The 26,374-nt window shown below is 69.1% G+C and carries 28 protein-coding genes; 20 read left to right on the top strand and 8 right to left on the bottom strand.

Translation table 11 applies throughout. The features are described from left to right. The first annotated feature begins 33 nt into the window (after window positions 1–33). Window positions 34–228: a hypothetical protein gene (locus GLP40_RS14355; protein WP_154788397.1), complete on the top strand. Its 195-nt coding sequence runs from the start codon at window positions 34–36 to the stop codon at window positions 226–228. Between the two features lie 20 nt (window positions 229–248). On the opposite strand, the gene GLP40_RS14350 is transcribed toward GLP40_RS14355, so the two are convergent. Both GLP40_RS14350 and GLP40_RS14345 read right to left on the bottom strand, forming a co-directional pair. Beyond that, complete coding sequence (locus GLP40_RS14350) at window positions 249–617, bottom strand: hypothetical protein (RefSeq protein ID WP_154788396.1); 369 nt, start codon at window positions 615–617, stop codon at window positions 249–251. A 35-nt stretch (window positions 618–652) separates the two neighbouring features. Beyond that, a complete protein-coding gene (locus GLP40_RS14345; protein ID WP_328290149.1) occupies window positions 653–1,516 on the bottom strand; it encodes an alpha/beta fold hydrolase in 864 nt (287 codons plus the stop codon). A gap of 174 nt (window positions 1,517–1,690) precedes the next feature. Here GLP40_RS14345 and GLP40_RS34820 point away from each other — a divergent pair, with 174 nt between their 5' ends. The 3 genes from GLP40_RS34820 (at window position 1,691) to GLP40_RS14330 (ending at window position 4,280) form a co-directional block, all read left to right on the top strand. Then, entirely contained in the window at window positions 1,691–2,527 is an 837-nt protein-coding gene (locus GLP40_RS34820; RefSeq protein ID WP_328290148.1) for an AraC family transcriptional regulator, read from the top strand. Window positions 2,528–2,571: 44 nt separating this feature from the next. Continuing rightward, window positions 2,572–2,709, top strand: coding sequence for a hypothetical protein (locus GLP40_RS14335; protein WP_196054664.1), 138 nt, complete (start codon window positions 2,572–2,574; stop codon window positions 2,707–2,709). Between the two features lie 152 nt (window positions 2,710–2,861). Continuing rightward, complete coding sequence (locus tag GLP40_RS14330; RefSeq protein WP_154788395.1) at window positions 2,862–4,280, top strand: DUF1254 domain-containing protein; 1,419 nt, start codon at window positions 2,862–2,864, stop codon at window positions 4,278–4,280. Between the two features lie 130 nt (window positions 4,281–4,410). Here the strand turns inward: GLP40_RS14330 and GLP40_RS14325 are convergent, their stop codons facing one another. Further along, window positions 4,411–5,169 (bottom strand): NUDIX hydrolase, encoded by a 759-nt coding sequence (locus tag GLP40_RS14325; protein WP_328290147.1) that lies wholly within the window; start codon window positions 5,167–5,169, stop codon window positions 4,411–4,413. 77 nt (window positions 5,170–5,246) lie between these two features. Here GLP40_RS14325 and nadA point away from each other — a divergent pair, with 77 nt between their 5' ends. The 3 genes from nadA to nadC are packed head-to-tail and all read left to right on the top strand — an operon-like array spanning window position 5,247 to window position 9,070. Beyond that, entirely contained in the window at window positions 5,247–6,287 is a 1,041-nt protein-coding gene (gene nadA / locus GLP40_RS14320; RefSeq protein WP_154788393.1) for a quinolinate synthase NadA, read from the top strand. Window positions 6,288–6,318: 31 nt separating this feature from the next. Then, window positions 6,319–8,160: an L-aspartate oxidase gene (locus GLP40_RS14315; RefSeq protein WP_154788392.1), complete on the top strand. Its 1,842-nt coding sequence runs from the start codon at window positions 6,319–6,321 to the stop codon at window positions 8,158–8,160. 49 nt (window positions 8,161–8,209) lie between these two features. Beyond that, complete coding sequence (gene nadC, locus GLP40_RS14310; RefSeq protein ID WP_154788391.1) at window positions 8,210–9,070, top strand: carboxylating nicotinate-nucleotide diphosphorylase; 861 nt, start codon at window positions 8,210–8,212, stop codon at window positions 9,068–9,070. 60 nt (window positions 9,071–9,130) lie between these two features. Here the strand turns inward: nadC and GLP40_RS14305 are convergent, their stop codons facing one another. The 3 genes from GLP40_RS14305 to GLP40_RS14295 form a co-directional block, all read right to left on the bottom strand. Continuing rightward, a complete protein-coding gene (locus GLP40_RS14305) occupies window positions 9,131–9,313 on the bottom strand; it encodes a hypothetical protein (RefSeq protein ID WP_154788390.1) in 183 nt (60 codons plus the stop codon). Window positions 9,314–9,397: 84 nt separating this feature from the next. Further along, window positions 9,398–9,895, bottom strand: coding sequence for a tellurite resistance TerB family protein (locus tag GLP40_RS14300; RefSeq protein ID WP_196054663.1), 498 nt, complete (start codon window positions 9,893–9,895; stop codon window positions 9,398–9,400). Between the two features lie 335 nt (window positions 9,896–10,230). Continuing rightward, window positions 10,231–11,409 carry a winged helix DNA-binding domain-containing protein gene (locus GLP40_RS14295; protein ID WP_154788388.1) on the bottom strand — a complete coding sequence of 393 codons (1,179 nt, stop codon included), beginning with the start codon at window positions 11,407–11,409 and terminating at the stop codon, window positions 10,231–10,233. 229 nt (window positions 11,410–11,638) lie between these two features. Here GLP40_RS14295 and GLP40_RS14290 point away from each other — a divergent pair, with 229 nt between their 5' ends. Next, entirely contained in the window at window positions 11,639–12,502 is an 864-nt protein-coding gene (locus GLP40_RS14290; RefSeq protein ID WP_328290146.1) for an alpha/beta hydrolase family protein, read from the top strand. A 3-nt stretch (window positions 12,503–12,505) separates the two neighbouring features. On the opposite strand, the gene GLP40_RS14285 is transcribed toward GLP40_RS14290, so the two are convergent. After that, window positions 12,506–14,995: an ABC transporter permease gene (locus tag GLP40_RS14285; RefSeq protein ID WP_154788387.1), complete on the bottom strand. Its 2,490-nt coding sequence runs from the start codon at window positions 14,993–14,995 to the stop codon at window positions 12,506–12,508. Window positions 14,996–15,102: 107 nt separating this feature from the next. Between GLP40_RS14285 and GLP40_RS14280 the strand changes: the two genes are divergently transcribed. From GLP40_RS14280 to hisH, 10 genes are all read left to right on the top strand, one after another. Further along, entirely contained in the window at window positions 15,103–16,047 is a 945-nt protein-coding gene (locus tag GLP40_RS14280; RefSeq protein ID WP_154788386.1) for an NAD-dependent epimerase/dehydratase family protein, read from the top strand. A gap of 76 nt (window positions 16,048–16,123) precedes the next feature. Continuing rightward, window positions 16,124–17,005, top strand: coding sequence for an arylamine N-acetyltransferase family protein (locus GLP40_RS14275; RefSeq protein WP_154788385.1), 882 nt, complete (start codon window positions 16,124–16,126; stop codon window positions 17,003–17,005). Between the two features lie 278 nt (window positions 17,006–17,283). Beyond that, a complete protein-coding gene (locus tag GLP40_RS14270) occupies window positions 17,284–18,861 on the top strand; it encodes a serine/threonine-protein kinase (protein ID WP_328290145.1) in 1,578 nt (525 codons plus the stop codon). Window positions 18,862–18,946: 85 nt separating this feature from the next. After that, window positions 18,947–19,084, top strand: a complete 138-nt coding sequence (locus GLP40_RS14265) for a hypothetical protein (RefSeq protein WP_154788384.1) — start codon at window positions 18,947–18,949, stop codon at window positions 19,082–19,084. A 111-nt stretch (window positions 19,085–19,195) separates the two neighbouring features. Further along, a complete protein-coding gene (locus tag GLP40_RS14260; RefSeq protein ID WP_154788383.1) occupies window positions 19,196–19,492 on the top strand; it encodes a DUF6412 domain-containing protein in 297 nt (98 codons plus the stop codon). A 97-nt stretch (window positions 19,493–19,589) separates the two neighbouring features. After that, window positions 19,590–20,366 carry a membrane protein insertase YidC gene (gene yidC / locus GLP40_RS14255; RefSeq protein WP_328290144.1) on the top strand — a complete coding sequence of 259 codons (777 nt, stop codon included), beginning with the start codon at window positions 19,590–19,592 and terminating at the stop codon, window positions 20,364–20,366. A gap of 256 nt (window positions 20,367–20,622) precedes the next feature. Beyond that, a complete protein-coding gene (gene hisD, locus GLP40_RS14250) occupies window positions 20,623–21,960 on the top strand; it encodes a histidinol dehydrogenase (RefSeq protein ID WP_154788381.1) in 1,338 nt (445 codons plus the stop codon). Continuing rightward, window positions 21,957–23,087: a histidinol-phosphate transaminase gene (locus GLP40_RS14245; protein WP_328290143.1), complete on the top strand. Its 1,131-nt coding sequence runs from the start codon at window positions 21,957–21,959 to the stop codon at window positions 23,085–23,087. Before hisD ends, GLP40_RS14245 begins: the two co-directional genes overlap by 4 nt. Continuing rightward, a complete protein-coding gene (hisB, locus tag GLP40_RS14240; RefSeq protein WP_154788380.1) occupies window positions 23,084–23,722 on the top strand; it encodes an imidazoleglycerol-phosphate dehydratase HisB in 639 nt (212 codons plus the stop codon). Before GLP40_RS14245 ends, hisB begins: the two co-directional genes overlap by 4 nt. Next, window positions 23,719–24,357: an imidazole glycerol phosphate synthase subunit HisH gene (hisH, locus tag GLP40_RS14235; RefSeq protein WP_154788379.1), complete on the top strand. Its 639-nt coding sequence runs from the start codon at window positions 23,719–23,721 to the stop codon at window positions 24,355–24,357. The genes hisB and hisH overlap by 4 nt, the downstream gene beginning before the upstream one ends. Window positions 24,358–24,411: 54 nt before the next feature. Here hisH and GLP40_RS14230 read toward each other — a convergent pair whose 3' ends face one another. Then, window positions 24,412–24,885, bottom strand: coding sequence for a nuclear transport factor 2 family protein (locus GLP40_RS14230; RefSeq protein ID WP_154788378.1), 474 nt, complete (start codon window positions 24,883–24,885; stop codon window positions 24,412–24,414). Window positions 24,886–24,984: 99 nt separating this feature from the next. Between GLP40_RS14230 and GLP40_RS14225 the strand changes: the two genes are divergently transcribed. Next, window positions 24,985–25,440: a MarR family winged helix-turn-helix transcriptional regulator gene (locus GLP40_RS14225; RefSeq protein ID WP_154788377.1), complete on the top strand. Its 456-nt coding sequence runs from the start codon at window positions 24,985–24,987 to the stop codon at window positions 25,438–25,440. Between the two features lie 201 nt (window positions 25,441–25,641). Then, window positions 25,642–26,373 carry a bifunctional 1-(5-phosphoribosyl)-5-((5-phosphoribosylamino)methylideneamino)imidazole-4-carboxamide isomerase/phosphoribosylanthranilate isomerase PriA gene (priA, locus tag GLP40_RS14220; RefSeq protein WP_328290142.1) on the top strand — a complete coding sequence of 244 codons (732 nt, stop codon included), beginning with the start codon at window positions 25,642–25,644 and terminating at the stop codon, window positions 26,371–26,373. Window position 26,374 lies beyond the last annotated feature (1 nt).

Genomic DNA, 26,374 nt, shown 5'->3' with positions numbered 1-26,374 from the left:
GAGTCCACGAACACGCTCCGTCCAGGGGGACCAGTGAAGAAACCCGCCGCCGCGCACCCCGCGCCACCCCTCACCGAACGTCCAGACCTCACTGCCTGGCGTCACCGTCACGCCCTGCGCCGCTCCAACGCCTCCCAACCGATCCCCAGCGGCCGCCGTTACAACCGCACCACCAAGCACCGTAACCGCGACCAGGACAGCTGGTCCGGCGCGAGACGGCTGCCGTGACAGGGTTGTAGTCAAAGTCGTTATGGTGCATGCGAATTCGACTTGGCGGGATCGATTGGCGGGGCGGTTGCCGTCGGATTATGGTTCGGGCTGCTGATGGTAGCCGCGCTTCGACAGGTACTTGGCTCCTGCGTCGAAGGCTGCGGGGGTGAGGATTTCGAAGGCGAAGGCGAAGCGTCGGCCAGGCGGTCGGTGATGTTGAAAGCTGTGCAGACCGTGAGGGCGTCTCGTACCTGTTGGCGGGTTACGCGGGTGGACAGGACTTTTCGCATGTCGTCGGCGGTTGCGGTGCCGTCGCGAGTGATGGTGCCGAGCATTCGCAGGGTTGCTCGCAGGCTCTCTTCGATGCCAGAGCTCGATGCTGCTCGCTTGCTGTCCTCGGCCGCCACGATGCCTCCGTCTGTTCAGTTGCCTGCGTGCGTGTTCACCACGATGGGCGCGGTATCCCGTCAGCGAAGGACAACAGGATGTCGGCCGTCCGGGGTGGGTTTTCGACGAGCGGGGAGTGGCCGACATTCGGGATCGTGGTCACTGTCGCGCCGGGGACCGTGCGGTATTCGGCGGTGGAGGTGGAGGGTCGCCAGCGGCGGTCCTGGTCGCCGAAGATCACCAGGACGGGTTTGCCGAGGGGCGACAGGCGGTCCGGTATGGGACGTTCGGTCACATAGTCGGTGCTGGCCGCCGAGGTCGCGGTGAGGGCGTGGTAGGTCATGCCGCGCAGGTCGTCGATGAACTGCTGGGGGATGGGGTAGTCGTCGGTGGCGAAGGCGCTGGTCAGGGCCTGGTGGAGGAGGGCGTCGGTGCGTATCTGCCAGAGCGCCTCGCCGACGCCCGGGGTGGTGAGCAGTTGGGCGGCGGGGGATTCCGAGGTGTCGTCGGCGATGCTCGGGCCGGTGTCGACCAAGGCCAGCGCCACCACCAGGTCGGGGCGCTGTTCGGCGATGGACGTGGCGACCGCGCCGCCGGTGGAGTGGCCCACGACGATGGCGTGCCGGATGCCCAGCTGGTCGAGTACACCGGCGACTCGATGGCCCTGCTGCGGGATCGAATAGTCGTCCCCTTCCGGTTTGTCGGAACTGCCGTGGCCGAGCAGGTCGACGCGGATCACGTGATAGCCGGGCAGCAATGGCACGATCCGGTCCCACCAATGCGCGGACGCGCCGAGCCCGTGGATCAGGACGAGCGCGGGCTCATCGCCCGGGCCGTCCTGGCTGACGTGCATGCCCTCGCCGTCCACGGTCACCGTCGAATCGCTTGTGGCAGCGGAGCTCTCCGGTATGGTCGCCATCGAGCCTCCCAGAACGACAATCGCACCGGCGACGGCCATGGAGACAAGGCGCCGGCGGCATCGTCCGCCGTGGGGGTAGTTGTCGGGTACTGCTGAAATAGTCACGCACCCACTGTCGCCGTCAGCGGATACCTCCGGCTTGAACAAATGTTCCCCTGCCCTCACGATGAAGTCGTGCGCGCCACTGTGCCCGAACCCGTGTGGGATGTCGTCTGCCCGCCGCGGCCCAGCCGGATCCCCGGCGTCAGCATGGCCGGATTCCGCGACCACGGCCTGAAACCCGTTGACCAGCTGGCACTGCCGCATCCCGCCGTGACACTGCTGCTGGAATTCGGCCCCCGCTCGGCCCTCATCGATGACGCCGCCGGCCAATGGCACGGCAGCCTCGTCGCCGGCCTCGGCACCGGCACCCGCCGTGTGCGCGGCGAGCAGATCGAATGCGTCCAGATACGTTTGTCCCCGCTGATCGCGGCATCCATGCTGGGCGTGTCCCTGCCCGAACTGAGCGACTCCGTGGTGCCCTTGGACGCAGTGTGGGGCCGCGAAGCGGGATGGATTCGCGAGCAACTCGCCGAAACACACTCGTGGACAGAACGTTTCGCCATCGTCGAGGCGCTGCTCACCCACCGCGGCGCCTGCCGGCCGTCGGTCGACCCGGAGCTGACCTGGGCGTGGCGTCGCATCCGATCCGGCCACGGCCTCGTGCGCATAGACGCCCTGGCCGACGAAATCGGCTGGACCCGAAAGCGCCTATGGTCCCGATTTCACACCCAGTTCGGACTCCCACCCAAACGCGCCGCCACCCTGATCCGCTTCGACCACGCCGTCCACCGCCTGGCCGCCGGCGCTGACCCGGCCCGAGTCGCGGCCGAGACCGGCTACGCCGACCAATCCCACCTCCACCGCGAAATCGTCGCCTTCACCGGCATAACCCCCCATGCCGTCGCCGACGAATCCTGGCTCGCCGTAGACGACATCGCCTGGCCGACAACCCCGCAACACCCGCGGTAAGACACCGTCGCGGTTGCGTTCTCCGCGGACCGGGGGGAGCGTGCTTGCCGCGATCGCGGCGGCGAATCCGGGAACGGAGGGTCGACGAGTTCGAGGCGCTGGCGGCACCGCGCGGGCTGGTGCTGGACTCGGTGATCGATCTGACCGATCAGCGGTGCTTGCTCGAATTCCGGCTGCGGTGACGCACGGCAAGGCCGGGGTCAGCCGTTGGAAAGGCCGGTGACGCGGAGCCCGAAATTACGCGTGGTCCGATGTGCCGAAGCTAGCCTGATATTTGCCGAAGCGATCTTTCGGCAAATATGAGTTTGATCGGTCCGAGCCCCTAGGAGGGCCTGTGAGTTCGAGATCTCGTCAAGGCAAGGCCATTGCGGCGCTCATCATTTCGGCGATGGTCGCGGTGGGGATGACGGCTTGTTCGAAGAACCCGTCATCGGAGGCCGGTGTCAGTGCGGACGCGGCGGTCAAGGCATACGTCTATAGCTACCCACTGGTATCGGTCGAGGTCACGCGCCGGCAGTCGACGAACGTGCGACAGCCCGATGGGCGCGGGGCCGCTCCGATGAATCAGTTCGCCAATATGGCGTTCCTGCCCGACGCGTCCTTCAACGGCGTCGTGCGTGCGAACGTCGACACCCTGTATTCGTCGATGTTCTATGACGTTTCGAAAGAGCCGTTGGTGATCAACGTTCCGGATATGGGTGATCGCTACTATCTGCTCCCGATCTTGGACATGTGGACCAATGTGCAGGCGTCACCGGGCACCCGCACCCTCGGCCCGAGCCATGGCTACCAGTTCGCCATCACCGGCCCGAACTGGCACGGCAGCCTGCCGGACGGCGTCCGCGAGTACAAGATGCCGACCGACGGCGGCTGGATCATCGGTCGTATCCAGGTCAACGGCCCCGAGGACATTCCCGCGGTGGCCGCGATCCAGCAGCAGCTCACCGCCGCGCCCCTGAGCGCGTACGGCACCGCCTACACCCCGCCGGAGAACACCGACCTGCACCCGGACTGGCCCCAGGGACAGGAGGTCGGCGCCTACATCCACAACCTGACGCCACAGCAGTACTGGGATCTGTACTACTCGAGCCTGTCCCACAATCAGCCCCTCCCGGCTGACAAGGACCTGCTCGACCAACTGGCCAAGGCGGGATGGACGCCGGACAAGAAACTCGATCTGGCTTCGCTCTCCGATTCCGACCGTAAGACCTGGGAAAACGCCTGGCCCAAGGCATTGTCGAAGATCGAGGCGAATATGGGCGGCAAGCCGGTCAACGGCTGGAACAGCGCTGTCAGCGGCATGGGCACCTACGGCACCGACTACGACCAGCGCGCCGTCGTCGCGCACGGCGGCCTCGGCGCGAACCTGCCCGAGGACGCGATCTACCCGAACACGCAGACCGATGCCGACGGCACGCAGCTGAACTCGGATCGCGGCCATGTCCTGCACTTCACCGCCGACCAGATTCCGCCGGTGCACGCGTTCTGGTCGCTCACGATGTACAACCAGAAGGGCTACTTCGTGGCCAACCCCGTCAACCGCTACGCGGTCCGGGGCGAGCGGATGCAGAGGAATCCCGATGGCTCGCTCGATATCTATATCCAGAGCCAGAACCCCGGTCCGGAGCACGAATCCAACTGGCTCCCGGCTCCGGATTCGGCCGATTTCAACCTGCTGTTGCGCCTGTACTGGCCTGACACCAAGGTCGTCGACGGCACCTGGAATCCGCCGGGAGTGAAAGCCGCGTCCTGACCGACGGTTCGGTGTGGCCGGCGACATTTCGCCGGTCACACCGATCGGAATCTCCCAACCGGTACGGGTGCGCGCTCGGTACAGGTCGAGAGCGTCGACGGCTTCCATGCGGGTGAGCCTGGGACAGCTATCAGCTCGGCGGCCGGAGCGCGGCGAATTCGTCGGTGACGCGAATTCCGGAGTCGGTGAACCGGTAGACGGCGGCGGGTCGGCCACCGGCGCGGCCGGGGGACGCCGTCGCGCCGGTGGGGGTGATCACCTTGCGGCGGGACAACACTCGCTGGAGGTTGGTGGTGTCGACGTCGTATCCTAGTGCGGCACAGTAGATTTCGCGCAATGTGGACATGGTGAACGTGGCCGGGGCGAGGCCGAAGGCAATATTGGTGTAGGAGAGCTTGGCGGCCAAACGATTCCGCGCATGGCGCACGACGATTCCGTGGTCGAAGGACATCGGCGGCAGGTCCGACACGGGATGCCAGCGCGTGTCCGGCGGAAGCTCCGGTTCCGCGGTGAGCGGCACCAAACCCAAATAGGCCGAGGCGATCCGTCGATCACCGGGAACTCGATCCGGATCGCTGAACACCCACACCTGCTCCAGGTGCGTCAACTCTCGGACATCCACCTTCTCGGCGAGTTGCCGCGCGGCCGAGGTGTCGAGGTCCTCGTCGTCGCGCAGCCGGCCGCCCGGTAGTGACCAGGTTCCCTTGGCGGGATTCAGGGCCCGCTCCCACAGCAGAACCGCCAATTCCGTGCGTTGGCCGGGCGGGCACCGATCCAGCACCGCACTGGGCCGGGCCATAGCGCTCTCACCTGCACGGATGGTGTCAGGGAAGCGACGAACCTGGAACACGGCGGTGAGCGTTTCGTGGATGGTGCTACGATGGGCCACGTTTTCGATTCTAAGTCGAAAACCGATGGGATGCGAATCGGCGAGGTTGCCGGCCGCATGAGAGAAGGAGCCATGCCATGGCTGCAGCAGTGGGCGCGACGATGACGCTGACCGAGCGCATCGCGGACGGGCCGTCGGGATACACCGGCGTGGAGGCCACTCCCGAATGGGCGCAGGAGATCAAGCGGCTGGCGCGTGAGCGCAACGCCACCATCCTGGCCCACAACTACCAGCTGCCCGAGATCCAGGACATCGCCGACCATGTGGGCGACTCCCTGGCGCTGTCCCGGATCGCCGCGGAGGCGCCGGAGGACACCATCGTCTTCTGCGGTGTGCACTTCATGGCCGAGACCGCCAAGATCCTCAGCCCCGAGAAGACCGTCCTCATCCCGGACCAGCGCGCGGGTTGCTCGCTGGCCGACTCCATCACCGCCGAGGAACTGCGCCACTGGAAGGCCGAGCATCCGGACGCGCTGGTGGTCTCCTACGTGAACACCACCGCCGCGGTGAAGGCGCTGACCGACATCTGCTGCACCTCGTCCAATGCCGTCGACGTGGTCGCCTCCATCGACCCGGATCGCGAGGTGCTGTTCCTGCCGGACCAGTTCCTGGGCGCGCACGTCAAGCGCGTCACCGGCCGCGAGAACATGCACATCTGGATGGGCGAGTGCCACGTGCACGCCGGCATCAACGGCGACGAGCTCAACGAGCAGGCCCGCACCTACCCCGACGCGGAACTGTTCGTGCACCCCGAATGCGGTTGCGCCACTTCGGCTCTGTACTTGGCGGGCGCGGGCGAGTTCCCGGCGGACCGCGTGCACATCCTCTCGACCGGCGGCATGATCGACGCCGCCAAGGCGGCGAAGTCGAACCAGGTCCTGGTCGCCACCGAGGTCGGCATGCTGCACCAGCTGCGCAAGGCCGCCCCGGGCATCGACTTCCAGGCCGTCAACGACCGCGCCTCCTGCAAGTACATGAAGATGATCACCCCCGCCGCCCTGCTCCGCTGCCTGGTGGAGAACCGCGACGAGGTTCACGTCGATCCCGAAACGGCTGCCCTGGCCCGCAATTCGGTCCAGCGCATGATCGAGATCGGCAACCCGGGCGGCGGCGAATAGCCACATCACCCCGTGCGGGGAGGGATGAACAATGGTGAATACATCGATTTCCATCACCTGGGAAGCCGAGGCCGACCTCGTCGTCGTGGGTGGCGGAGTGGCCGGGCTGACCGCCGCGCGGACCGCCTCCCTGCGCGGGCTGCGCGTGCTGACGCTCAGCAAGGGCGGACCCACCGACACTTCGACGCAGTACGCGCAGGGCGGGATCGCCGTGGTCGCGCCGTCTGGGGATTCGGTGGAATCCCATGTGCACGACACCGTGGTCGCCGGGGCCGGACTGTGTGACGCCGACGCGGTGCGGTCCATCGTCGAGGGCGGTCAGCAGGCGGTGGTCGCGCTGACCGACCTCGGGGCCGTATTCGATCTCGGGCGAGACGGCGAGGTATCGCGGACCCGGGAGGGCGGGCACAGCACGCGGCGGATCATTCACGCCGGCGGTGACGCCACCGGTGCCGAGGTGCAGCGTGCGTTGAATGCCGCGGGGCTGTCGGCGATCTTCGGTGCCGCCGTGCTGGACATCGTGACCGGTCCCGAAGGGGTGCGCGGCGTTATCGCCTTGTCGGACAAGGGATTCGGCATCGTGCACGCACCCGCCGTGCTGCTCGCCACGGGTGGTCTCGGCCAGCTGTACGCGTGCAGCACCAATCCAGCGGGCGCCACCGCCGACGGCATCGCCCTGGCGTTGCGGGCCGGGGCGCTGGTCTCGGATCTGGAGTTCGTGCAGTTCCACCCGACCGTGCTGTTCACCCCCGGTGGTCTCGGCCGCCGTCCCCTGATCAGTGAGGCGGTGCGCGGCGAGGGTGCGATTCTGGTGGACTCCGAGGGCGATTCGGTGACGGCGGGGGTGCACCCGCGCGGTGACCTGGCTCCGCGCGACGTCGTCTCCCGCGCCGTCGCGGCCCGCATGCACGCGCTCGACACCGATCACGTCTATCTCGACGCCCGCTCGATCGACGGCTTCGCGCAACGCTTCCCGACCATCACCGCCTCCTGCCTGGCCGCGGGCATCGACCCGACCGCGGACCTGATCCCGGTCGCCCCCGCCGCCCACTTCCAGTGCGGCGGCATTCTCACCGACACCCACGGCCGTACCACCGTCCCCGGCCTCTACGCCGCGGGTGAGGTGGCCCGCACCGGCCTGCACGGCGCCAACCGCCTCGCCTCCAACAGCTTGCTCGAGGGCCTGGTGGTCGGTGAGCGCGCGGGCGCGGCCTCCGCCGAACGGCAGGGCATGTCCGCTCCGATCACCGAGGTGGGCCCGTTGCGCTTCCCCCGTGCGGACCGGAAGCTCTTGCAGGAGCTGATGACCGAACACGCCGCCATCGTCCGCGACGGCGACGGCCTGCGTGCCGCCATCCTGCGGATCCTCGGCCTCGTCGCCGACAATGCCGCGCCGGATATCCCGGTCGAGTGGGCGTTGAACCGCCTCGCGCCCGCCACCGGCGCACCGAGCCGCCCCGCCGGTGCGGCCGTCTCGAACGGCCCGGTGAGCGGCCCGCCCGACCCGGAAGGCCTGAACGGCGCTGGGGCGTCGGGCGACCCGGTCGACGGGGCCGACATGCCGCCCGCCCAGCGTGCGGGCGGACCGGACGCGCACACGAATGGTGCGGGCGCGCAGCCGGATTCGGCGGCCGTCATCCTCCGCGAGCTGGAGGATTCCGCGCTCACCCTCACCGCGCGGGCGCTGCTGGTCGCGGCGGCGGCGCGGACCGAGAGCCGCGGCTGCCACACCCGCTCCGATTACCCGGAGCCGCGGGAGGAGTTGCGACGCAGCACCTCGGTGCGGCTGGGATCGGACGGGCGTCCGAAGCTGGTGTCCGAGGGCGTCGAGCCGCTGCCCTGGGGCCGCGCTGTGATTCCCGCCGCGTCATGAGCGGATACGCCCGGGGCGCGGCAACAGTCATCGAACAAGGAGTGCAGTCATGACCCTCGACGCCGGACTCGACCGCGACGAGGTGGTCGCGCTCATCCGTACCGCCCTCGACGAGGATCTGCGGTACGGACCCGACATCACCACGATGGCCACGGTGCCGGAGGACGCGGTGGCCAAGGCGGGCATGGCCTCTCGGCAACCAGGCACGGTGGCCGGGCTGGATGTCGGGCTGCTGGTGCTCGACGAGGTGCTCGGCGCGGACAACTACGAGGTCACCGGGCGGGTGGCCGACGGAACCCGAGTGCAGCCGGGCGATACCGTGCTGAGCCTGGTCGCGCCCACCCGCGGGCTGCTCACCGCCGAGCGCACGCTGTTGAACCTGGTGTGCCACTTGTCCGGCATCGCGACGGCCACCTCGCGATGGGTGGACGCGGTGGCGGGTACCGAGTGCCGAATCCGCGACAGCCGCAAGACACTGCCCGGCCTGCGCGCTCTGCAGAAGTACGCGGTGCGGGTCGGCGGCGGCGTCAATCACCGTATGGGCCTGGGCGATGCCGCGCTCATCAAGGACAACCACGTGGTGGCGGCGGGCTCGGTGGTTGCCGCGCTGCGCGCCGTGCGGAAACTGAACCCGGACATCGAGTGCGAGGTCGAGGTGGACAGCCTCGACCAGCTCGACGCCGTCCTGGCCGAGGACGTGGAACTGGTTCTGCTGGACAACTTCCCGCTGTGGGCCACCCAGGCGGCCGTACAGCGTCGCAACTCCCGGTCGCCGCGCACCAAACTCGAGTCCTCGGGCGGACTTTCGCTGGACATGGCGGCCGACTACGCGCGCACCGGCGTCGACTACCTGGCCGTCGGCGCGCTCACCCATTCGGTCCGGGTACTGGATCTCGGACTCGATATGTGAGAAACGAGTTTCCGTCGATTCACCCCCGGTGTGCCCCTCGGCCGGGGGTGAATCGCGTGTTCAGCGCCGGTACACGGGCGGATCGACCAGCCAGCCGGTGCCGCCGCAGCATGAGCAGAAAACAATCGACCCGCTCTCGGAATAGCCTGCGGCCCCGGTGCCTTCGCACCAGCCGCAGTATCGCCAGCCCCGATTGGGGTGGACGGTATCGAGCAGAATATTGAGGAACCCTTGGATCGCCATGCAGAGTGCATCCCCTCGCTGGGCATCAAACGCTCCAAGGATGCGGGGCCCGTCCGGGTAATGTCCAGCAAAAGCCAGAGGGCTTTACACACCGAATTCGTTCGGGTCCAAACGCAGAATCTGACACGCCTCGCGAATTACCGTGAGCGCGTGTGCGCCGAGTTCGCCGTCGGCTTGCCCGACGATGAGACCGATCCGCACGACGGCGGCCGCCTGCTCGGGATATTCGGTGGCCTTGGCGATCTGGGCCATCACATAGGCGTGGCCGAAGGCCGGATCCATGATGAGCCGGGCGCAATTGTCCTCGAACAGATTTCGCAGGTCCTCGGGGGAACGGTGGCAGAGGACCTCGTGCGCGCCGACCATCTGCGCCACCCGCATGCGCGCCGCGGGATCGATGCGCCCGTCGGTCGCCGACAACACCGCGCACATGCCCAGCGCGGCATCGCGGAAGGCGTTGCCCCAGAGTTCGTTTCGCTGTGGCGCGGCCGTGGGCCGCTCGATACTGGATTCGGCCCGCGACGCGCCGGCCGCATCGATGTGCGGGGCAGCCGGGGAGACCAGCCGATTCGTCAATGCCATGACACACTCCGAAGACTCGCCGAACCCCTGGACCTCCCCGCGTCCCGGCCCGGATCGTGCGAACAACAATTCAGACAGTAACAGCCTGCCGCCCGGTAGGCCCGCAGAAATTCTCCGAATACTCGTGGACAGCAACATCACAGTACCGATCCGGCCGCCGCGCGGACCGTCGAATACCCTGCCCCGCAATGAGATCGACATGGGATCGCAAACTCGCACCCCGCATGCGGCCTGGATCGCGATCCGGCATGGCGGAATTCGCGTCGCGCGACGCGCCCGCGGGGCTGTGCCGAACCGTGCTCCGCAGTACGGGCACAAGGGGACGATCGTGATGCTCAGGCAGTGAGCTCGCGCTCCAAGGGCGTCCGGAAACGGGGAATCGGGCGGATGTCGCCGTACCAGGCTTGCAGGCGTTCGGCTTCGGCGGCGATGGCGTGTTCGGCGTCGGCGCCCACGTCTTCCAGGAGCCGCCAGATGATGTCGCCGTCCGGCCGTTGGGCCCAGCCGCCGATGATGCGGCCGTCCCACCAGACGGTCGGGCCGATATTGCCGTTGCGGTCGAAGAGGGCGGGCTGGTGCGGGCCGAGGTACCAGTCGCGGGACTGCCAACCCATCGGGGTGGGGTCGAGGGCGGGCAGCAGAGCGGCCCAGGGTTCGGGGGCGGCGGTGGGTTCCAGGTCGTCGGCGAGAACCAGGCCGGTCTCACCGTCCAGGTCCACCTCGACGGTGTCCACCAGCGCCAGCGCCTTGCGGACCTCGCCCAGTGTCCAGCCGGTCCACCACTTGATGTCGCTCACCGGCGCGGGACCGAAGGCGCGCAACCACTTCCGGACCAGCTCCGCTCGCGCCTGTTCCAGAGGCAACGCCGGAATACCGTCCGGAAGCCAGGATTCGATGGGCGACCAGGTGTATTGGCTGCTGGCCCAGCTCCCATTGGGTCGACCGCGCACGATCCTGCCTTCACAGCCGAGCGTCACCAGCACCCAGGTGGTGATATTGGTCGGCTTGGAATAGGGCTTTCCCGGCGCGGTATCCACCTGGGTCCGCAGCCGCGGGACATCCTTGCTCAGCTGTGCTCCGGTCGCGCTACCGCGGGCCAGCAGCGCCGTGTGCGTCTCCGCCTCGACCTCGCTCAGCCACGCGGTGACGTTCCCCCGCACTTGGCCGGACTGCTCGATGTACCGCCCGTAGGTCTTGCGCTGCTTGTGCGCCAGCGCATCCGCGACCGAAGCCTGCAACACCGGCACCAGATCGACGGGAGCGATGAACATGGTGCGGCGCATGGCCAGCAGGCGCAGCAGCGTCCGCTCGTCGTAGAGCGCCTTCTCCACATGCCCGGGCTCGATGCCCGTGCCGCGTGCCGCGACCGATAGGAACGCGGTGGCCGGATCCGTGGCGTGCAAGGCCACCACCGACCGCACGATCTGTTCCACCTCCTCGCCCCGAGCCTGCGCGGCCAGCCGATGCCGCACCCCCAGCCGAGCCCGTCGTTCCGCGGTGTCCATCGAACGCATGGTCGAATACTAGCCTCCGCCAGCCGAATCCACGCGCACCTCGCGGCGTCGGAACGCTGGGCGAGCGGCCCGGCGTGGGTACCCGCCCGGACCGGGCGGACGTGCGACGATGCCGGGCGTGGGCGGCCGATGGCGAGGGTTTCGGGTGGTCGGTGCGGTCGCGGGCATGCTCGCGGCGACGGTGGTTGCGGCTCCGGTGGTTTCGAGCGCGCCATCCGATGGCGTGTCCGTGAGGCCGGTGACGCTGACCGTGGACGGTGAAACCGCCACCGGCCGGGTCTACGAACCCGACGGCGGGGCGAGGGCGCTCATCGTGGCGGTGCACGGTCACGATGGCAGCGCCGGTGACTTCCCCGAGTATCTGGCCTCGATCGTCCGTCAGACGGGTGCGGCCCTGGTCACCATGGATCAGCGCTCGGGCACCGGCACCTGGCGGACGGGGGAGTGGAACGTCTGGGCGGGCTGGCGGGACACGCTGGCGGCCACCCAGTGGTACCGCGCTGAGCATCCCGGCCTCGGTCCCACCGTCCTGTGGGGCTGGAGCCAGGGTGGCGTGACGAGCGGTCTGGCCGCCGCCTACGCCCCGCCCGGCACCTACGACTATTGGGTCGACACGTTCGGCCACGCCGACGATGTCACCGCCTGGCTCGAATCCGGCCTGGCCGGACCGCGGGTGCGGGCCGAGATCGAACGCGACGCGGGCGGTTGCACTCCGATCACCTGCCCGCAGTCCTATCTCGACCGGTCCGCGGTACTGATGTCCGACCGCATCGACGTCAAGCGCGCGATCCTGTTGCACGGCACCGCCGACCCCCTGGTGCCCTACATCCATTCGCTCGAGATGCGCGCCGGGCTCGCCCTCACCGGCCATCCGGTCTCGATGTACACCGTGGTCAGTGGCCGTGACCTGGAGGGCCGCGTGGTGCCGGGCGACCACGGCATCAATCCGGTGTTCTTCGAATCCGGGTGTGTGGTCCAACGTCTACTGCTCGGCACCGAGCCGCTGGGCGGCGATCACGACTACCTCATCGATGTCGCGGGCGGCATCGACTCCGCCCCGCCCGCGCCGCCGAACGCCAAGTGCGCGGCCTGACCGCTATTCGGCGCTGACCGCGTCCACGATGTTCAGCCGCGCCGCCCGCACCGCCGGGGGAATCGACCCGAGCAGGCTCAAAGCCAGTGCGGCGAGGGCGAATACGAGCAGCGGGGGCCCGGGCCGGAAGGTCACGTCGATGCCGAGTGTGTCGGTCGCCAGCAGCGCATAGAAGAACTGGTCACCCAGCCCGAACAGCACACCGAGCCCTGCTCCGATCACCCCGATGGCGGCGGCCTCGGCCAGCACCATGCGCAGCGCGAACTTGCGACTCGACCCGACCGCGCGCAGGATGCCCAGTTCCCGCCGCCGCTCCAGCAGCGCCAGCGTCAAGGTGTTGAGCAGCGCCATGGCGGCGATGAAGGCCACGATCACCAGCATGATCCGCGACAGGACCAGCCCCTCCTGCATGGCCCTGCTGACCCCGTCCAGGGCCGCCGCCCCGGTGAACACGTGGATCTCCGGCGGCAACGCGGCTCGCAGGGCCGAAACCACCTGTTGCCGACCGACTCCCGGCGCGGCGTCGATCTGCAGGGTGGTCGAACCGGGCCGCGCGAACCAGTCCCGCATGAGCGTCAGACTGATCGCGGCCGTCCCGGACAGCGCCGAGAAGTACGACACCGTCTCCAGCACCCGGGTGCGCTTCTCCCCGCTCGGCGTCTGGACGGCCAGCTCGTCCCCGGCCGAAACACCCAGCGACCGCGCCAGATCCCGCGACAGCACAATGCCCTCACCCGCCAGCACCCGCCGCTGCATGTCCGCGCTCATCGCGCGGAACATGGAGAAATTGCTGCCCGGATCCACGCCGTAGACAAGGGCTTTCGTGCCCGCGATGGAGGCGAAGGCCATCTGCCCCTCCACCACGCGCCCCACCCCGGGCGCCGACCGCACCCGGTCGAGCACATCGCCGGGCAGCAGCGTGGTGGGCGTCATGTCCTCGGCGCTCAGGCTCACCCAGGCGTCATTGTCGGCAATCGAGACGAAGGTGTCGCGCGCCGAGCGCGTGGCGTCCGCGTTCGCGCCGGTGATGGTGACGGTCATGCCCACCGCGATGGCGACCGTCATGAGCGTCGCCCAGACCCGCCGCGGCGCCCGATCGATATTCACCCCGGCCAGCACGCCCGCCGCACCCAACCGCCGCGCCGTACCCGCCGCCGCGCGCACGATCGGCCCGGCGCAGGCGAAGGCCAGCAGGATCTCCGCGCCGAACGCGAAACCCAGTGCGGCCGCGGCGAACAGCCCCAGATGCGCGCGCTGCACGAGCACCGCCACCACCGCCAGCCCGATGCCGGCCACGGCCGCCGCCACCCGCAATCTCGCCGAGATCGCATCGGCCCTGGACACGCCGACCGGGGCCAGGGCCTCCACCGGCGACACCCGGTACACCTGCCGCGCCGCCACCGCCGACGCCAGCACATTGGTCAGCGTCGCCGCCGCCACCGCGACCGGAATCGCGTAGCCGGGCAGGATGTATTCCAACCGCGCGTCCATCATCTGCGTGAACGCGCCGGGCAGCAGACCGATCGCGTAACGCCCGACCAGGACACCCAGCCCCGCGCCGAGCAGGCCGCCCGCCAGCCCGAGCGTCACCGCCTCCGCCAGCACGTCCCCTACGATCGTCTGCCGCCGTGCTCCGATGGCCCGCAGCATGGAGATCACCGGCCGCCGCCCCGCCAGCGCCATGCTCATGGTGTTGTAGATGAGGAAGGCCGAGACCACGAACGCCAGGCCCGCGCCCATCGAGGCGATGAACCGCACCAAGACGACGCCATTGCCGTTCTGGGCCGCCCGCTCGGTCGGCGTGCCGACCAGCGCCCGCCCCGCCACCGCGGCTGCGACCGCCGAGTTCAGTCGCGCCCGATCGGTATTCGGCTGCGCCACGATCAGCACCGAATCCAGTTGCCCGGCCCGGTTGGTGATTCGCTGCGCCACCGGCAGCGGAGCCACCAGATAATGCCCGCCATTGAGCTGGGACAGCCGCCGGCCGCTCAGCACCGCGGCGACGGTGACCCGCATCGGACCCAGCTGAACCTGCTGCCCCTTGGTGAATCCCGTTCCCGGCCCGGCCAGGACACCGTTGGGCACGGTGAGCAGGCTCGCCAGCTCGTCACCCTGCACCGCGCCCTTCAGATCACTGTCGAGGGCCGCGCTCGAGGAGTCCACACCCAGCATCAGCAGCCGATCGGAATCCGGCCCCGCGATGGCCCGCAACATGGGCACGGCCGCCGCGACCCCGGGCACCGCCGCCACATCGGCGCGCACCTGCTGCGGGAATCCGGCATCGGTGACCCCCGAGATCTCCAGTGCCGCATTGCCCGCCAGTCCGGCCGACAGTTTCTGCACCGATCCGGTGAGCGACCCGGAGATGCCGATCACCGCCACCAGAAATGCCGAGCACACGGTCAACACGACGATCGACGCCGCGGTCCGCCCCCAGTGCACGGTGAACTCGCGAATGATGAACAGCCGCAGCCGGTCCAGCAGCGCGATCATGAATTCAGGCTAAGCGGGCCCGGATCACGCTGTCCACGATTACGCGATTCCGCACCGGACATTAGGCTCGGGCTCGATATCGACGCGGCGAAACGGGGTGATCTGCAATGAAAGTCGTGGTGGCTGGGGCGACGGGAGCGATCGGGCGGCCACTGGTGACCGCGCTGCGGCAGGCGGGACACCAGGTGTACGCGCTCACCCGGGGCGGCCGCGGCACGGAGGTCGCGCGCTCACTCGGGGCGACGCCGCTGGTCGCCAATGTCATGGACCGCTCGGACCTGCTGCGCGCCACCGAGCGACTGACCGCCGACGCCGTCATCCACGAGCTCACCGCTTACCGATACTCGCCGCCCACCCACTATCACGCGCCGGGCCTGTTGCGCACCAACGCCTTACGTGAGATCGGCAGCAGGCACCTGCTCGAGCTGGCCCAGCAGGCCGGGGCACGCCGCTATCTCACGCAGTCGCTCATCATCGGCTACGGCCTGCGCGATCACGGCGCGAAGCCGGTCACCGAGCAGGATCCGTTCGGCCGCATCGCCGGCGACGTCACCGACGGCATCATCGGCGCGCTGCACGAGGCCGAATCCAGTGCCTGGCGCGCGCCCGGCATCGACGGAATCGCCCTGCGCTACGGCCTTTTCTACGGCCCCGGCGCCTCCGAGCCCTTCGTCCGTGCCCTGCGGATGCGCATGTTCCCGCTGCCCACCACCGCCACCGGCCACACCGGCTTCATCCACCTCGAGGACGCCGCCGCCGCGACCGTCGCCGCCCTCGAACACGGCGTCCCCGGCCAGGCGTACAACATCGTCGACGACGAGCCGATCACCTGGGACACCATGCTCGACGCCATGGCCGACACCGTCGGCGCGCGCCGCCCCCCGCGGCTGCCCGCCCGCCTGATCCGCATGGCCTCACCGCTGGCCGCCGCCCAGATGCTGGACTTCGACATCCACGTCTCGAACGCCAAGGCGCGCGCCGACCTGGGCTGGAAGCCGAAATATCCCACCTACCGCGAGGGGCTGCCCACACTGGCGAACGCCGTGCACTGACCCGCCCGCTGCCACCGGAACACATTCGCGCCGAATACGGTTGATCATCGCGAATCCGGCCGACAGGAAGGCAGTGATGACTACACCGGCGGACCCCTCGTACACCTGGCTGGGTGCGGACCTCGACCTGGACGCCTATCTGGCCCGGATCGGATTCATCGGAGAACGCACCCCGACCCTGGCCACCCTGCGGGCACTGGTGCGCGCCCACACCACGACGATCCCGTTCGAGAACCTGGAGATCATTCTCGGCCGCGGTATCCCGCTGGATCTGGAAGCCCTGCAGGACAAGCTGATCCGGCAGCGGCGCGGCGGTTACTGCTACGAGAACGTCGGCCTTTTCGCGGCCGCGCTGGAACGGCTCGGCTACGAATTCACCGCCATGTCCGGCCGAGTCTCCCAGGGCGCGACCAACCTGCGCCCGGCCACCCATGCCCTGCTGCGCGTGCGGGCCGCCGACGACGATCGCGTCTGGCTGTGCGATGTCGGCTTCGGCCGGGGTCCGCTGGAACCCGTCGAGCTGGCGCCGGATCGCGGCGAATTCGGTGCGGGCGCATGGCGTTTCCGGCTGGAGCGGACCTACGACGCGGTCGGCGGCGAGCTCTGGACGCTGTACCAGTTCGGCAAGGACGGCTGGGTGGACCGGCACACCTTCACCGCCACGCCGCAGTACCGCATCGACTTCGCGGTCGGCAACCACTACGTCTCCACCTCGACGCGGTCGCCGTTCGCCACGCGGCCGTTCGTGCAGCGCTTCCATGCCGAGGCGCATCACCAGCTCGACGGCACCACCTGGACCACCAGCTATCCGGACGGATCGGAGGACATGCGCGAACTGGAGGTTGCCGAGTTGCCGAAGGTGCTCGCGGAGGTCTTCGACATCGAGCTCGACGCGGCCGACGCGGCGCAACTGGCTCGCGCGCTGTCCGGCCCGGCGTTCGGAGTGAGTCCGGAGTGAAAGGTAGCTGAACGCCATCGGTGCGCGGGAGCGAACACACACCAAACCGATTGGTCTATGTCCTGTCATGGACATGCTCCGACCAGTGATTTCACCTATCCGGTCACAGGTCGGTCACTCGGGTGCGGCGCAGATCTCACCGAGATCTCGCTCATATCTCACGCTGACGTCGGAGATCCGCGCGTCGCCCGCTACACTCGTGCGGGGAAACGCGCGGGCAACCGCGTTGTCACAGTCGTCTCGGAGAACTTCGGAGTAGTGCCATCGAAACCGGCCAAGTGATCGCAGGGCATTACCGCCTGGTCGAACGGATTGGTAGCGGCGGCACAGGTGTCGTCTGGCGAGCCGTGGATCAGCGGCTCGAACGTTCCGTGGCGATCAAACAGATCCTCACCCAGCCGAGCCTGTCGGATGCGGACAAGGACATCGTTCGGCAGCGCGCGGCGCGCGAGGCGCGCAACGCGGCCCGGTTCCAGCACCCGAACGCCATCGTCGTATTCGACATCACCGAGCATGAGGGCGACCCATGCCTGGTGATGGAATATCTGCCCTCGCAGAGCCTCGCGGTGGTGTTGTCCGCGCAGGGCACGCTGCCGCTGCCGCAGGTCGCCCGCATCGGCGAGCAGGTGGCATCCGCGCTCATCGCCGCGCATCGGGCCGGCATCGTGCATCGCGACGTCAAGCCGGGCAATATCCTGCTCGGCGACAATGGCGCGGTGAAGATCACCGACTTCGGCATCGCCAAGTCCAAGGGTGACGTCACGCTGACCGCCACCGGACTCATCTCCGGCACCGCCGCCTACCTCGCCCCCGAGGTCGCGCGCGGCGCCGAGCCGACCCCGGCCGCGGACGTTTTCGCCTTGGGCGCCACGCTCTTCCACGCGCTGGAAGGCGAACCGCCCTACGGCACCAACCCGAATCCGCTGGCGCTGCTGTACGCGGCCGCCAACGGCCAGATCAGCGAACCGCGCAATGCCGGACCGCTCAGCGATCTGCTGCTCAGCCTGCTCAGCTTCGAGCCGGAGGACCGGCCGAGCATGCTCGACGTCCGCGACATCATGGCCGACTTCGCCGAGGTCGGTCCGGACGCAGAGGCCACCCGCGTGCTCGCCGCCCGCCGCTCGGGCCCGGTCACCCCGCCCGCCGGCGCCGCCCCGCGGCAGACCACCCGGCAGATGGAGCGTCGCCCGTCCGCCAACGCCGACATCCCGACCGGTGCCGTGAGCCAGGCGCAGCTGCTGGAGACGCCGCCCCCGCGTCCGCCCATGAACGCCGGGCCCCCGACCCGCAATCACCCTGCGGCCGAACCGGAATCGGAGCCGGCCTCCAAGAAGAAGCTGGTGTGGATCGGACTGGTCGCGGTGGTCGTGGTGGCCGGCGGCATTGCGTTCGGTCTGCTCGGCAGCTCCGGATCGACCAACTCGCCCAGCGCGGGCGGGGACACCACCTCGGTGAAGGCGTCGGTCTCGGCCAGCGTCACCAAGGGGGCGCCGTCGGGCCTCGGCCAGACCAAGAGCGCCTCCACCGTCAGCGTGGGCAATGGCGCCGATGCCGTCGACAAGTTCTACGACGCCATCGTCTACAGCCGGTACCAGGACGCGTGGAGCCGGCTCACCCCGGCCGCGCAGCAGGTGTACGGCAGCCCGTCCGCGTTCCAGAGCTACTGGACGCAGAACCCGATCCAGCGCTACTCCACCATCGAGGGCGCGCGCGGCAGCGACAGCAACAACGCCGATGGCTCGGTCGACATTTCGCTGGCCAGCCTGACCACCAAGAGCAATCCCAGCAAGTCGGTGAACCTGCGGGTGATCGACAGCGGCACCGGCAACCTGCTGATCGACAGCGACACCAGGTAGCGAGCTCGCAACTGAAACCACCAGCGCCGCACCGGAACCGGTGCGGCGCTGTTCGTCCGCGCCAACCCGAACGACCCCGTCCCACATGGTCGTGGTGGAGCAGCGGCAGGATGCCGGCGCGCTCGATGAGCACTTCGCGACCGAGCACTTCCAGCATGTGGCCGGAGCGCTGGGGGGAATCGTGGCCGAGCCCATGATCATTCGCCGCCTCGTCACCGAATAGCCGGTCGAGCCTTCGATCCTCGCGCCCCCGCGGGGGCGCGGTCGCATACCGGAGACCGGTGGCGGAGAACACAGGGTGCCGCGGGCTGGAAGCGCGGGTAATCTCGGCCGCATGGTCACGCGGATTCGATCGACGGCGCTGCCGGCGTGCGCGCTCGTTGTCTCCGCGTTCGCGGTGCTGTATCTGGCCGTGGCAACCCCTGATTCGCTGCTCATGCTGGGCGCGGCCGCACTGGTCGCGGTGACCGCGGCGGTGCTGTCGGCGCGTGGGCCGCTGCTCGCGGCGACCGCGCACGCCGGTCCGGCGGAATCGGCCGGTCGGCGTCGCCGCGGGGCGTTCCTGCGGCAGAGCAATCCCGATGCGGCGGGCCGGCCGCGCCCGCGGGCACCCGGAATCCTCGCGGCCTGACCGCGCACGCCCTTTTGTGTGCGCCGTCGGGTTCTTCGTCGTTCCGAATTTCCCCTCGTCCGCACGCGTGTGCGGGCGCCGTGCAGCGAGGTGTTCCGTGCTCGATTTCATCTACTACCCCGTGTCCGCCGTGCTGTGGCTGTGGCACACCGCCTTCGCGTCGGTGCTCGGCGCGAACAGCGGGCCGGCCTGGGTGCTGGCCATCGTCTTCCTGGTCATGACCCTGCGGGCCCTGTTGATCCGCCCGTACATCGCGCAACTGAGGTTCTCGCGGGCGCTCGCGGAGATGCAGCCGCAGATCCAGGAGATCAAGCGCAAGCACGCGGGCGACCGCGAGAAGCAAGCGCTGGCCATGCAGCGGCTACAGAAGGAGTCGGGGGTCAATGTGATGACCGGCTTCCTGCCGATCATCGGCCAGACCCTGGTCTTCATCGGCCTGTACCACGTGCTGCGGTCCTTCCAGCCCGGTCACACCGAGAACTACGTCTTCAATGCCGACCAGGTGCAATCCTTCCTGCACGCCGAACTGTTCGGCGCGCCCCTGGCCGCCACCCTGTCCACCGCGGGATCGTCCTTCGGAACCGTTGCCGCCGTGGCGATTCCGCTCATGGTCATCGCGGCGGTGGCCACGCACTTCACCGCCCGCGCCGCCGTCGCCCGCCAGCCGCAGCCCGCCGAGGGCGCGGCCGGCTCCCAGGTCCGCATCATGAACACGCTGTCCCAATGGGTCTTTCCCGTCGGAGCCCTGCTGGTCGGCCCGGTCATGCCGATCGCCATCCTGCTCTACTTCGTCACCCAGAACGCCTGGACCTTCGGCCAGCAACACCTGGTCGCCGCCCGCGTCGATCCGCAGGTCGCCGAGACCACCGCGTGAGCGGGTGATCACCGTCTCGCCCCTATCCGGCGGAAAGCCATCGCCGCCGGTCCGGGCGGTGTTTCCCCGGCCGAGACCGGCGGCAAGGCGGTCGAAAACCCCCGCCCCGGCGGCTTACGCGTGGCAATCGGGCGCGTGAGCTCGGCCGCGGCGTAAAGCTCTGGCGGTGACCCGATAGGCTGGTAGCTGGTCGCAAGCGGTTTCGGCTGCGTCGCGAACCCCTCGAAATCAGCACAGACAAGGACTGCACAGCGCTATGACTAGCCGCATCGAGCTCGCCCGCGTGGATCTGCGCGGACGCACTCCCACTGCTGCCGAACTGCGCGCGGCTCTGCCGCGCGGGGGCGTCGACGTGGACTCGGTGCTGCATCATGTGCGACCGGTCGTGGAGGCGATTCGCGATCGCGGCGTCGAGGCCGCACTGGAATTCAGCGAGAAGTTCGACGGTGTGAAGCCCGACTCCGTGCGCGTGCCCGCCGCCGAACTGGACAGGGCCCTCGCCGAGCTGGACCCGGCGGTGCGCGCGGCCCTCGATGTCGCCATCGAGCGCACTCGCAAGGTCCACAACGATCAGCGCCGCACCGACAAGACCACCCAGGTGGTGCCCGGCGGCACCGTGACCGAGCGGTGGGTGCCGGTCGAGCGGGTCGGGCTGTACGTGCCGGGCGGCAATGCCGTTTACCCGTCCTCGGTGGTCATGAACGTGGTTCCCGCGCAGGCCGCGGGCGTGGATTCGCTGGTCGTGGCTTCCCCGCCGCAGGCCCGGTTCGGCGGTTTGCCGCACCCGACGATCCTGGCGGCCGCCCAGCTGCTGGGCGTCGAGGAGGTGTGGGCGGTCGGCGGCGCGCAGGCCGTGGCGCTGCTGTCCTACGGCGGCACCGATACCGACGGCGCGCAGCTGGAACCGGTCGACATGATCACCGGCCCGGGCAATATCTATGTGACCGCTGCCAAGCGGCTGTGCCGCGGCCTGGTCGGCATCGACGCGGAGGCCGGGCCCACCGAGATCGCCATCCTGGCCGATGCCACCGCCGATCCGGCGCATGTGGCCGCCGACCTCATCTCGCAGGCCGAGCACGATGTGCTGGCCGCCAGCGTGCTGGTGACCGACAGCGTCGAGCTCGCCGACGCGGTGGACGCGGCGCTGACCGCGCAGATGGCCGTGGTCAAGCACCATGACCGCGTCGCGGAGGCGCTGTCGGGCAAGCAGTCCGGCACCGTGCTGGTCGACGACATCGCCCAGGGCCTGCGCGTGGTCAACGCCTACGCGGCCGAGCACCTGGAGATCCAGACCGCCGACGCCGCGGGTGTGGCCGCCCGGGTGCGTTCCGCCGGAGCGATTTTCGTCGGCGCCTGGTCGCCGGTCTCGCTCGGCGACTACTGCGCCGGATCCAATCACGTCCTGCCCACCGCCGGATGTGCCCGGCACTCCTCGGGTTTGAGCGTGCAGACCTTCCTGCGCGGCATCCACGTCGTCGAGTACTCCGAGGAGGCGCTGAAGGATGTCTCCGGGCACGTGGTCGCCCTGGCCGATGCCGAGGACCTGCCCGCGCACGGCCAGGCCGTGCAGGCGCGATTCGGAGAGCTGCGGTGAGTACTGTGACCGTCCCCGGCTCCGCTATCTCGCTCGACGACCTGCCGCTGCGCGAGAACCTGCGCGGCAAGAGTCCGTACGGCGCACCGCAATTGACCGTGCCGGTGCAGCTCAACACCAACGAGAACCCGCACCCGCCGAGTAAGGCCCTGGTCGACGACGTCGCCGAATCCGTGCGCGCGGCCGCCGCCGACCTGCACCGCTACCCGGATCGCGACGCGGTCGGACTGCGCACCGATCTGGCCGAGTACCTGACCCGCCAGACCGGCGTCGCGGTGAACGTCGCGAACGTGTGGGCCGCCAACGGCTCCAACGAGATCCTCCAGCAGTTGCTGCAGGCCTTCGGCGGACCCGGCCGCAGCGCACTGGGTTTCGTGCCCTCGTACTCGATGCACCCGATCATCTCCGAGGGCATCGACACCGAGTGGATCGCGGCCGAGCGCAATGGCGACTTCTCCCTCGACATCGACCGCGCGGTGCTCACGGTGGGGGAGAAGAACCCCGACGTGGTCTTCGTGACCAGCCCCAATAACCCAACGGGCCATAGCATTCCGCTCGCGGACCTGGAGCGCATCCTGGAGGCAGCGCCCGGCATCGTGGTGGTGGACGAGGCGTACGGCGAGTTCTCCTCCGCCCCCAGCGCCATCGGCCTGATCGACAAGTACCCGGCCAAGCTGGTGGTCAGCCGCACCATGTCCAAGGCGTTCGCCTTCGCGGGCGGTCGGCTGGGCTATTTGGTGGCCGCACCCGCGGTCATCGACGCCCTGCTGCTGGTGCGGCTGCCGTATCACCTGTCCGTGGTCACCCAGGCCGCGGCTCGGGCGGCGCTGCGGCACGCGGACGAAACCCTGGGCAGCGTGGCCGAATTGGCGGCGCAGCGCGATCGGGTCATGGCTGCCTTGGCCGAGATGGGGTACGACGTCATCCCGTCGGACGCCAACTTCGTGCTGTTCGGCCGCTTCGCCGATGCCCCGCGCGCCTGGCAGCACTACCTCGACGAGGGTGTCCTCATCCGCGATGTCGGCATCCCCGGCTACCTGCGCACCACCATCGGCCTGGCCGCCGAGAACGACGAATTCCTGCGCGTCAGCGCGAAACTGGCGTCCGAGGAGCTGATCGCCCGATGACCACCGACCGCAGTGCTCGTCCGGACCGCATTGCCCGGGTCGAGCGCACCACCCGCGAATCCAGCATCGTGGTGGAGCTCAACCTGGACGGCTCCGGCAAGACCGACATCTCCACCGGCGTCCCCTTCTACGACCACATGCTGACCGCCTTCGGCCAGCACGGCAGCTTCGACCTCACCGTCCAGGCCAAGGGCGACATCGAGATCGAGGCGCACCACACCGTGGAGGACACCGCCATCGTCCTCGGCCAGGCGCTGGGCCGGGCCCTCGGTGACAAGAAGGGCATCCGCCGCTTCGGCGACTGCTTCATTCCGATGGACGAGACCCTCGCGCACGCCGTCGTCGACGTGTCCGGGCGGCCCTACTGCGTGCACACCGGCGAGCCGGATCACATGCTGCACACCATCATTCCGAGCGTGGCGCCGACCGCGTCGTACTCTACGGTCATCAACCGGCACGTGTTCGAGTCGATCGCGCTGAACGCCCGCATCGCCCTGCACGTGCGGGTGCTCTACGGCCGCGACCAGCACCACATCACCGAGGCCGAGTACAAGGCCGTCGCGCGGGCGCTGCGCGCGGCCGTCGAATACGACCCGCGCGTCTCCGGGGTCCCCTCCACCAAGGGCTCACTATGACCAAGAAGATCGCCCTCCTCGACTACGGCTCCGGCAATCTGCACTCCGCGAGCCGCGCCCTGGCGCGCACCGGCGCCGACGTCACCATTACCGCCGATCCCGAAATCGCCTCGAACGCGGACGGTCTCGTGGTCCCCGGCGTGGGCGCGTTCGCCGCGTGCATGTCGGGCCTGCTGTCCGTGCGCGGTGACCGCATCATCGGCAGGCGCCTCGCCGGCGGCCGCCCGGTCCTCGGCATCTGTGTCGGCATGCAGATCCTCTTCGAGCGCGGCGTCGAATTCGGCGTCGAAACCGAGGGCTGCGCCGAATGGCCCGGCACCGTCGAGCGCCTGGACGCGCCGGTTCTGCCGCATATGGGCTGGAACACGGTCAAGGCCCCCGAGGACAGCGTGTTGTTCGCGGGTATGGACGCCGACACCCGCTTCTACTTCGTCCACTCCTACGCCGCCCAGCACTGGGCCTGGACCGACGACGGCGGCTCGCAGATCGCCCCGGCCAAACTGACCTGGGCCGAGCACGGCGTCCCATTTCTCGCCGCGGTGGAGAACGGGCCTTTGAGCGCCACCCAGTTCCACCCGGAGAAGTCCGGCGACGCGGGAGCTCAGCTGCTGCGCAACTGGGTCGACTCGATCTGATCGATCGCCCCGAACGACCGAAACCCCCGCTCCCGGCGGGGGTTTCGCTTTTGTTCAGGCAGCCGGCGGCGTGGGGCGGGTGCCGACGGACCAGACGGGGGTGGAGGCAACGCTCGAGAACTGCCAGCCCTCGGGCGTGCGGACCGCGTCGAAGCGGTAGACCTCGCCGAGGGTGAGACGCGGCTGGGCGCCGAGGGCGGGGTCCTGCGCGAGACCCCAGGCGAAGACGACCAAGAGGTTGGCGCGGATCGTGGCGGCGTCGCCGTCGAGGTCGATGAGGATGCCATTGATGAGGTGCTGGATTCGCTTGTCGGGGGAGTGGTTTCGGCTCGCCTGGCTGACCAGCGCGGTGCGGCCCGAGGCCAGGCCGCCGGGCGTGCGGGCGGTGGCATCGGCGGTGTAGAGGGCGGCGAGCTCGTCCCAGTCGCCCTCGTCGAGGGCCCGGCCGAGGCGGTGGACGAGTTCGGTGATCTCGAATTTGTCGGCCAGCTGCTGGATTTGCCGCGTGGTGGTGTCGATCGTGTTCATGGCTTCGGTCTTTCGATGAGATGATTGGTATCACCAACGTTGGTGATACCAATGTAACCGATTGTGGGTATCCCCAACAAGTGTTGGTAGATTTCCCGCATGGACACCGCGCCCGACGGCGCCTCCGGCCGACTGCGCGCCCTCCCCACCCGCCTCATCGGCCAGGTCGCCCTCATCGCCAATCGCTGCACCGAGAAAGCCCTGGAACCCACCGGCTCCCGTCGCTACCACTACGCCCTACTCGCCACCCTCGACGAACAGGGCCCCCTCAGTCAGGCCGAAGCGGGCCGCCGCACCGGCATAGACCGCAGCGACGTCGTGGCCGCGGTCAACGATCTGGCCGACCGCGGCCTCCTGCGCCGCACCCCCGACCCCGCCGACCGCCGCCGCAACACCCTCACCCTCACCCCCGCGGGCCGGGCACACCTCGCCGACCTGGACGAACGCCTGGAAGCCGCGCAGCGGCGACTACTCCCGGGCTTCACCGCCGCCGAACGCGCCAATTTCGTCCTGACGCTGAACCGAATCCTCGAGTCCCACGCCCGGGACAGCTGAGCGGGTCCGCCTCGGCACGCGGTCGAGCCGGTCATCTCGCCCGTGCCGAAACCTCCGGCGGCCGCCCGGCCTGCCCTCGGCGTGACACCACGTCCACGCTCGAACCCCGGATATCGCCGACCGCTGAGGACTGTGTTCCTCACGTCTCGGACGGTTAACCCTGCGGTCGGTGCGACGGCGGGCAACCACTAGGCTTACCCCGTGAGTCTTGTGCTGCTACCTGCCGTCGATGTCGCCAATGGTGAGGCTGTGCGCCTGGTTCAGGGAGAGGCGGGCAGCGAAACCAATTACGGTTCGCCGCGCGACGCCGCGCTGGCCTGGCAGCACGCGGGGGCGGAGTGGGTGCATCTGGTCGATCTGGATGCCGCGTTCGGGAAGGGTAGTAATCGGGAATTGCTCGCCGAGGTCATCGGCGAGCTCGATGTGAAGGTCGAGCTGTCGGGCGGAATCCGGGATGACGACTCGCTGAAGGCCGCGCTGGCCACCGGGTGCGCGCGCGTGAATCTGGGCACCGCCGCGATCGAGAACCCGCAGTGGTCTGCCCGGGCCATCGGCGAGTACGGCGACAAGATCGCGGTCGGCATGGACGTGAAGCTCATCGACGGCGAGTGGCGGCTGCGCGGGCGCGGCTGGGTGACCGACGGCGGCGATCTGTGGGAGGTGCTCGAGCGCCTCGAACGCGACGGGTGCTCACGGTACGTGGTCACCGATGTGTCCAAGGACGGCACGCTCACCGGCCCGAATCTGGATCTGCTCAGCCAGGTCGCCAATGCCTGTGAGGCGCCGGTCATCGCCTCCGGCGGCATCTCCACCCTCGACGATCTGCGCGCCATCGCGACGTTGACCGACGAGGGCGTCGAGGGCGCGATCATCGGCAAGGCCCTGTACGCGGGCCGGTTCACGCTGCCCGAAGCCTTGGCCGCGGTCCGCTAGC

This window comes from Nocardia aurantiaca, from assembly GCF_009708175.1.
GTDB lineage: Bacteria > Actinomycetota > Actinomycetes > Mycobacteriales > Mycobacteriaceae > Nocardia > Nocardia aurantiaca.
The sequence above is the reverse complement of the archived record's forward strand: the minus strand, read 5'-3'. Positions and strand labels throughout refer to the sequence as shown.

What these genes read in the sequence shown, in the direction of transcription:
- GLP40_RS14345 (WP_328290149.1), bottom strand. Translation starts at nt 1,516, where the DNA reads ATGGCGACCATACCGGAGAGCTCCGCTGCCACAAGCGATTCGACGGTG.
- nadA (WP_154788393.1), top strand. Translation starts at nt 5,247, where the DNA reads ATGGCTGCAGCAGTGGGCGCGACGATGACGCTGACCGAGCGCATCGCG.
- GLP40_RS14315 (WP_154788392.1), top strand. Translation starts at nt 6,319, where the DNA reads ATGGTGAATACATCGATTTCCATCACCTGGGAAGCCGAGGCCGACCTC.
- nadC (WP_154788391.1), top strand. Translation starts at nt 8,210, where the DNA reads ATGACCCTCGACGCCGGACTCGACCGCGACGAGGTGGTCGCGCTCATC.
- GLP40_RS14305 (WP_154788390.1), bottom strand. Translation starts at nt 9,313, where the DNA reads ATGGCGATCCAAGGGTTCCTCAATATTCTGCTCGATACCGTCCACCCC.
- GLP40_RS14300 (WP_196054663.1), bottom strand. Translation starts at nt 9,895, where the DNA reads ATGGCATTGACGAATCGGCTGGTCTCCCCGGCTGCCCCGCACATCGAT.
- GLP40_RS14295 (WP_154788388.1), bottom strand. Translation starts at nt 11,409, where the DNA reads ATGCGTTCGATGGACACCGCGGAACGACGGGCTCGGCTGGGGGTGCGG.
- GLP40_RS14285 (WP_154788387.1), bottom strand. Translation starts at nt 14,995, where the DNA reads ATGATCGCGCTGCTGGACCGGCTGCGGCTGTTCATCATTCGCGAGTTC.
- GLP40_RS14280 (WP_154788386.1), top strand. Translation starts at nt 15,103, where the DNA reads ATGAAAGTCGTGGTGGCTGGGGCGACGGGAGCGATCGGGCGGCCACTG.
- GLP40_RS14275 (WP_154788385.1), top strand. Translation starts at nt 16,124, where the DNA reads ATGACTACACCGGCGGACCCCTCGTACACCTGGCTGGGTGCGGACCTC.
- GLP40_RS14265 (WP_154788384.1), top strand. Translation starts at nt 18,947, where the DNA reads ATGGTCGTGGTGGAGCAGCGGCAGGATGCCGGCGCGCTCGATGAGCAC.
- GLP40_RS14260 (WP_154788383.1), top strand. Translation starts at nt 19,196, where the DNA reads ATGGTCACGCGGATTCGATCGACGGCGCTGCCGGCGTGCGCGCTCGTT.
- hisD (WP_154788381.1), top strand. Translation starts at nt 20,623, where the DNA reads ATGACTAGCCGCATCGAGCTCGCCCGCGTGGATCTGCGCGGACGCACT.
- hisB (WP_154788380.1), top strand. Translation starts at nt 23,084, where the DNA reads ATGACCACCGACCGCAGTGCTCGTCCGGACCGCATTGCCCGGGTCGAG.
- hisH (WP_154788379.1), top strand. Translation starts at nt 23,719, where the DNA reads ATGACCAAGAAGATCGCCCTCCTCGACTACGGCTCCGGCAATCTGCAC.
- GLP40_RS14230 (WP_154788378.1), bottom strand. Translation starts at nt 24,885, where the DNA reads ATGAACACGATCGACACCACCACGCGGCAAATCCAGCAGCTGGCCGAC.
- GLP40_RS14225 (WP_154788377.1), top strand. Translation starts at nt 24,985, where the DNA reads ATGGACACCGCGCCCGACGGCGCCTCCGGCCGACTGCGCGCCCTCCCC.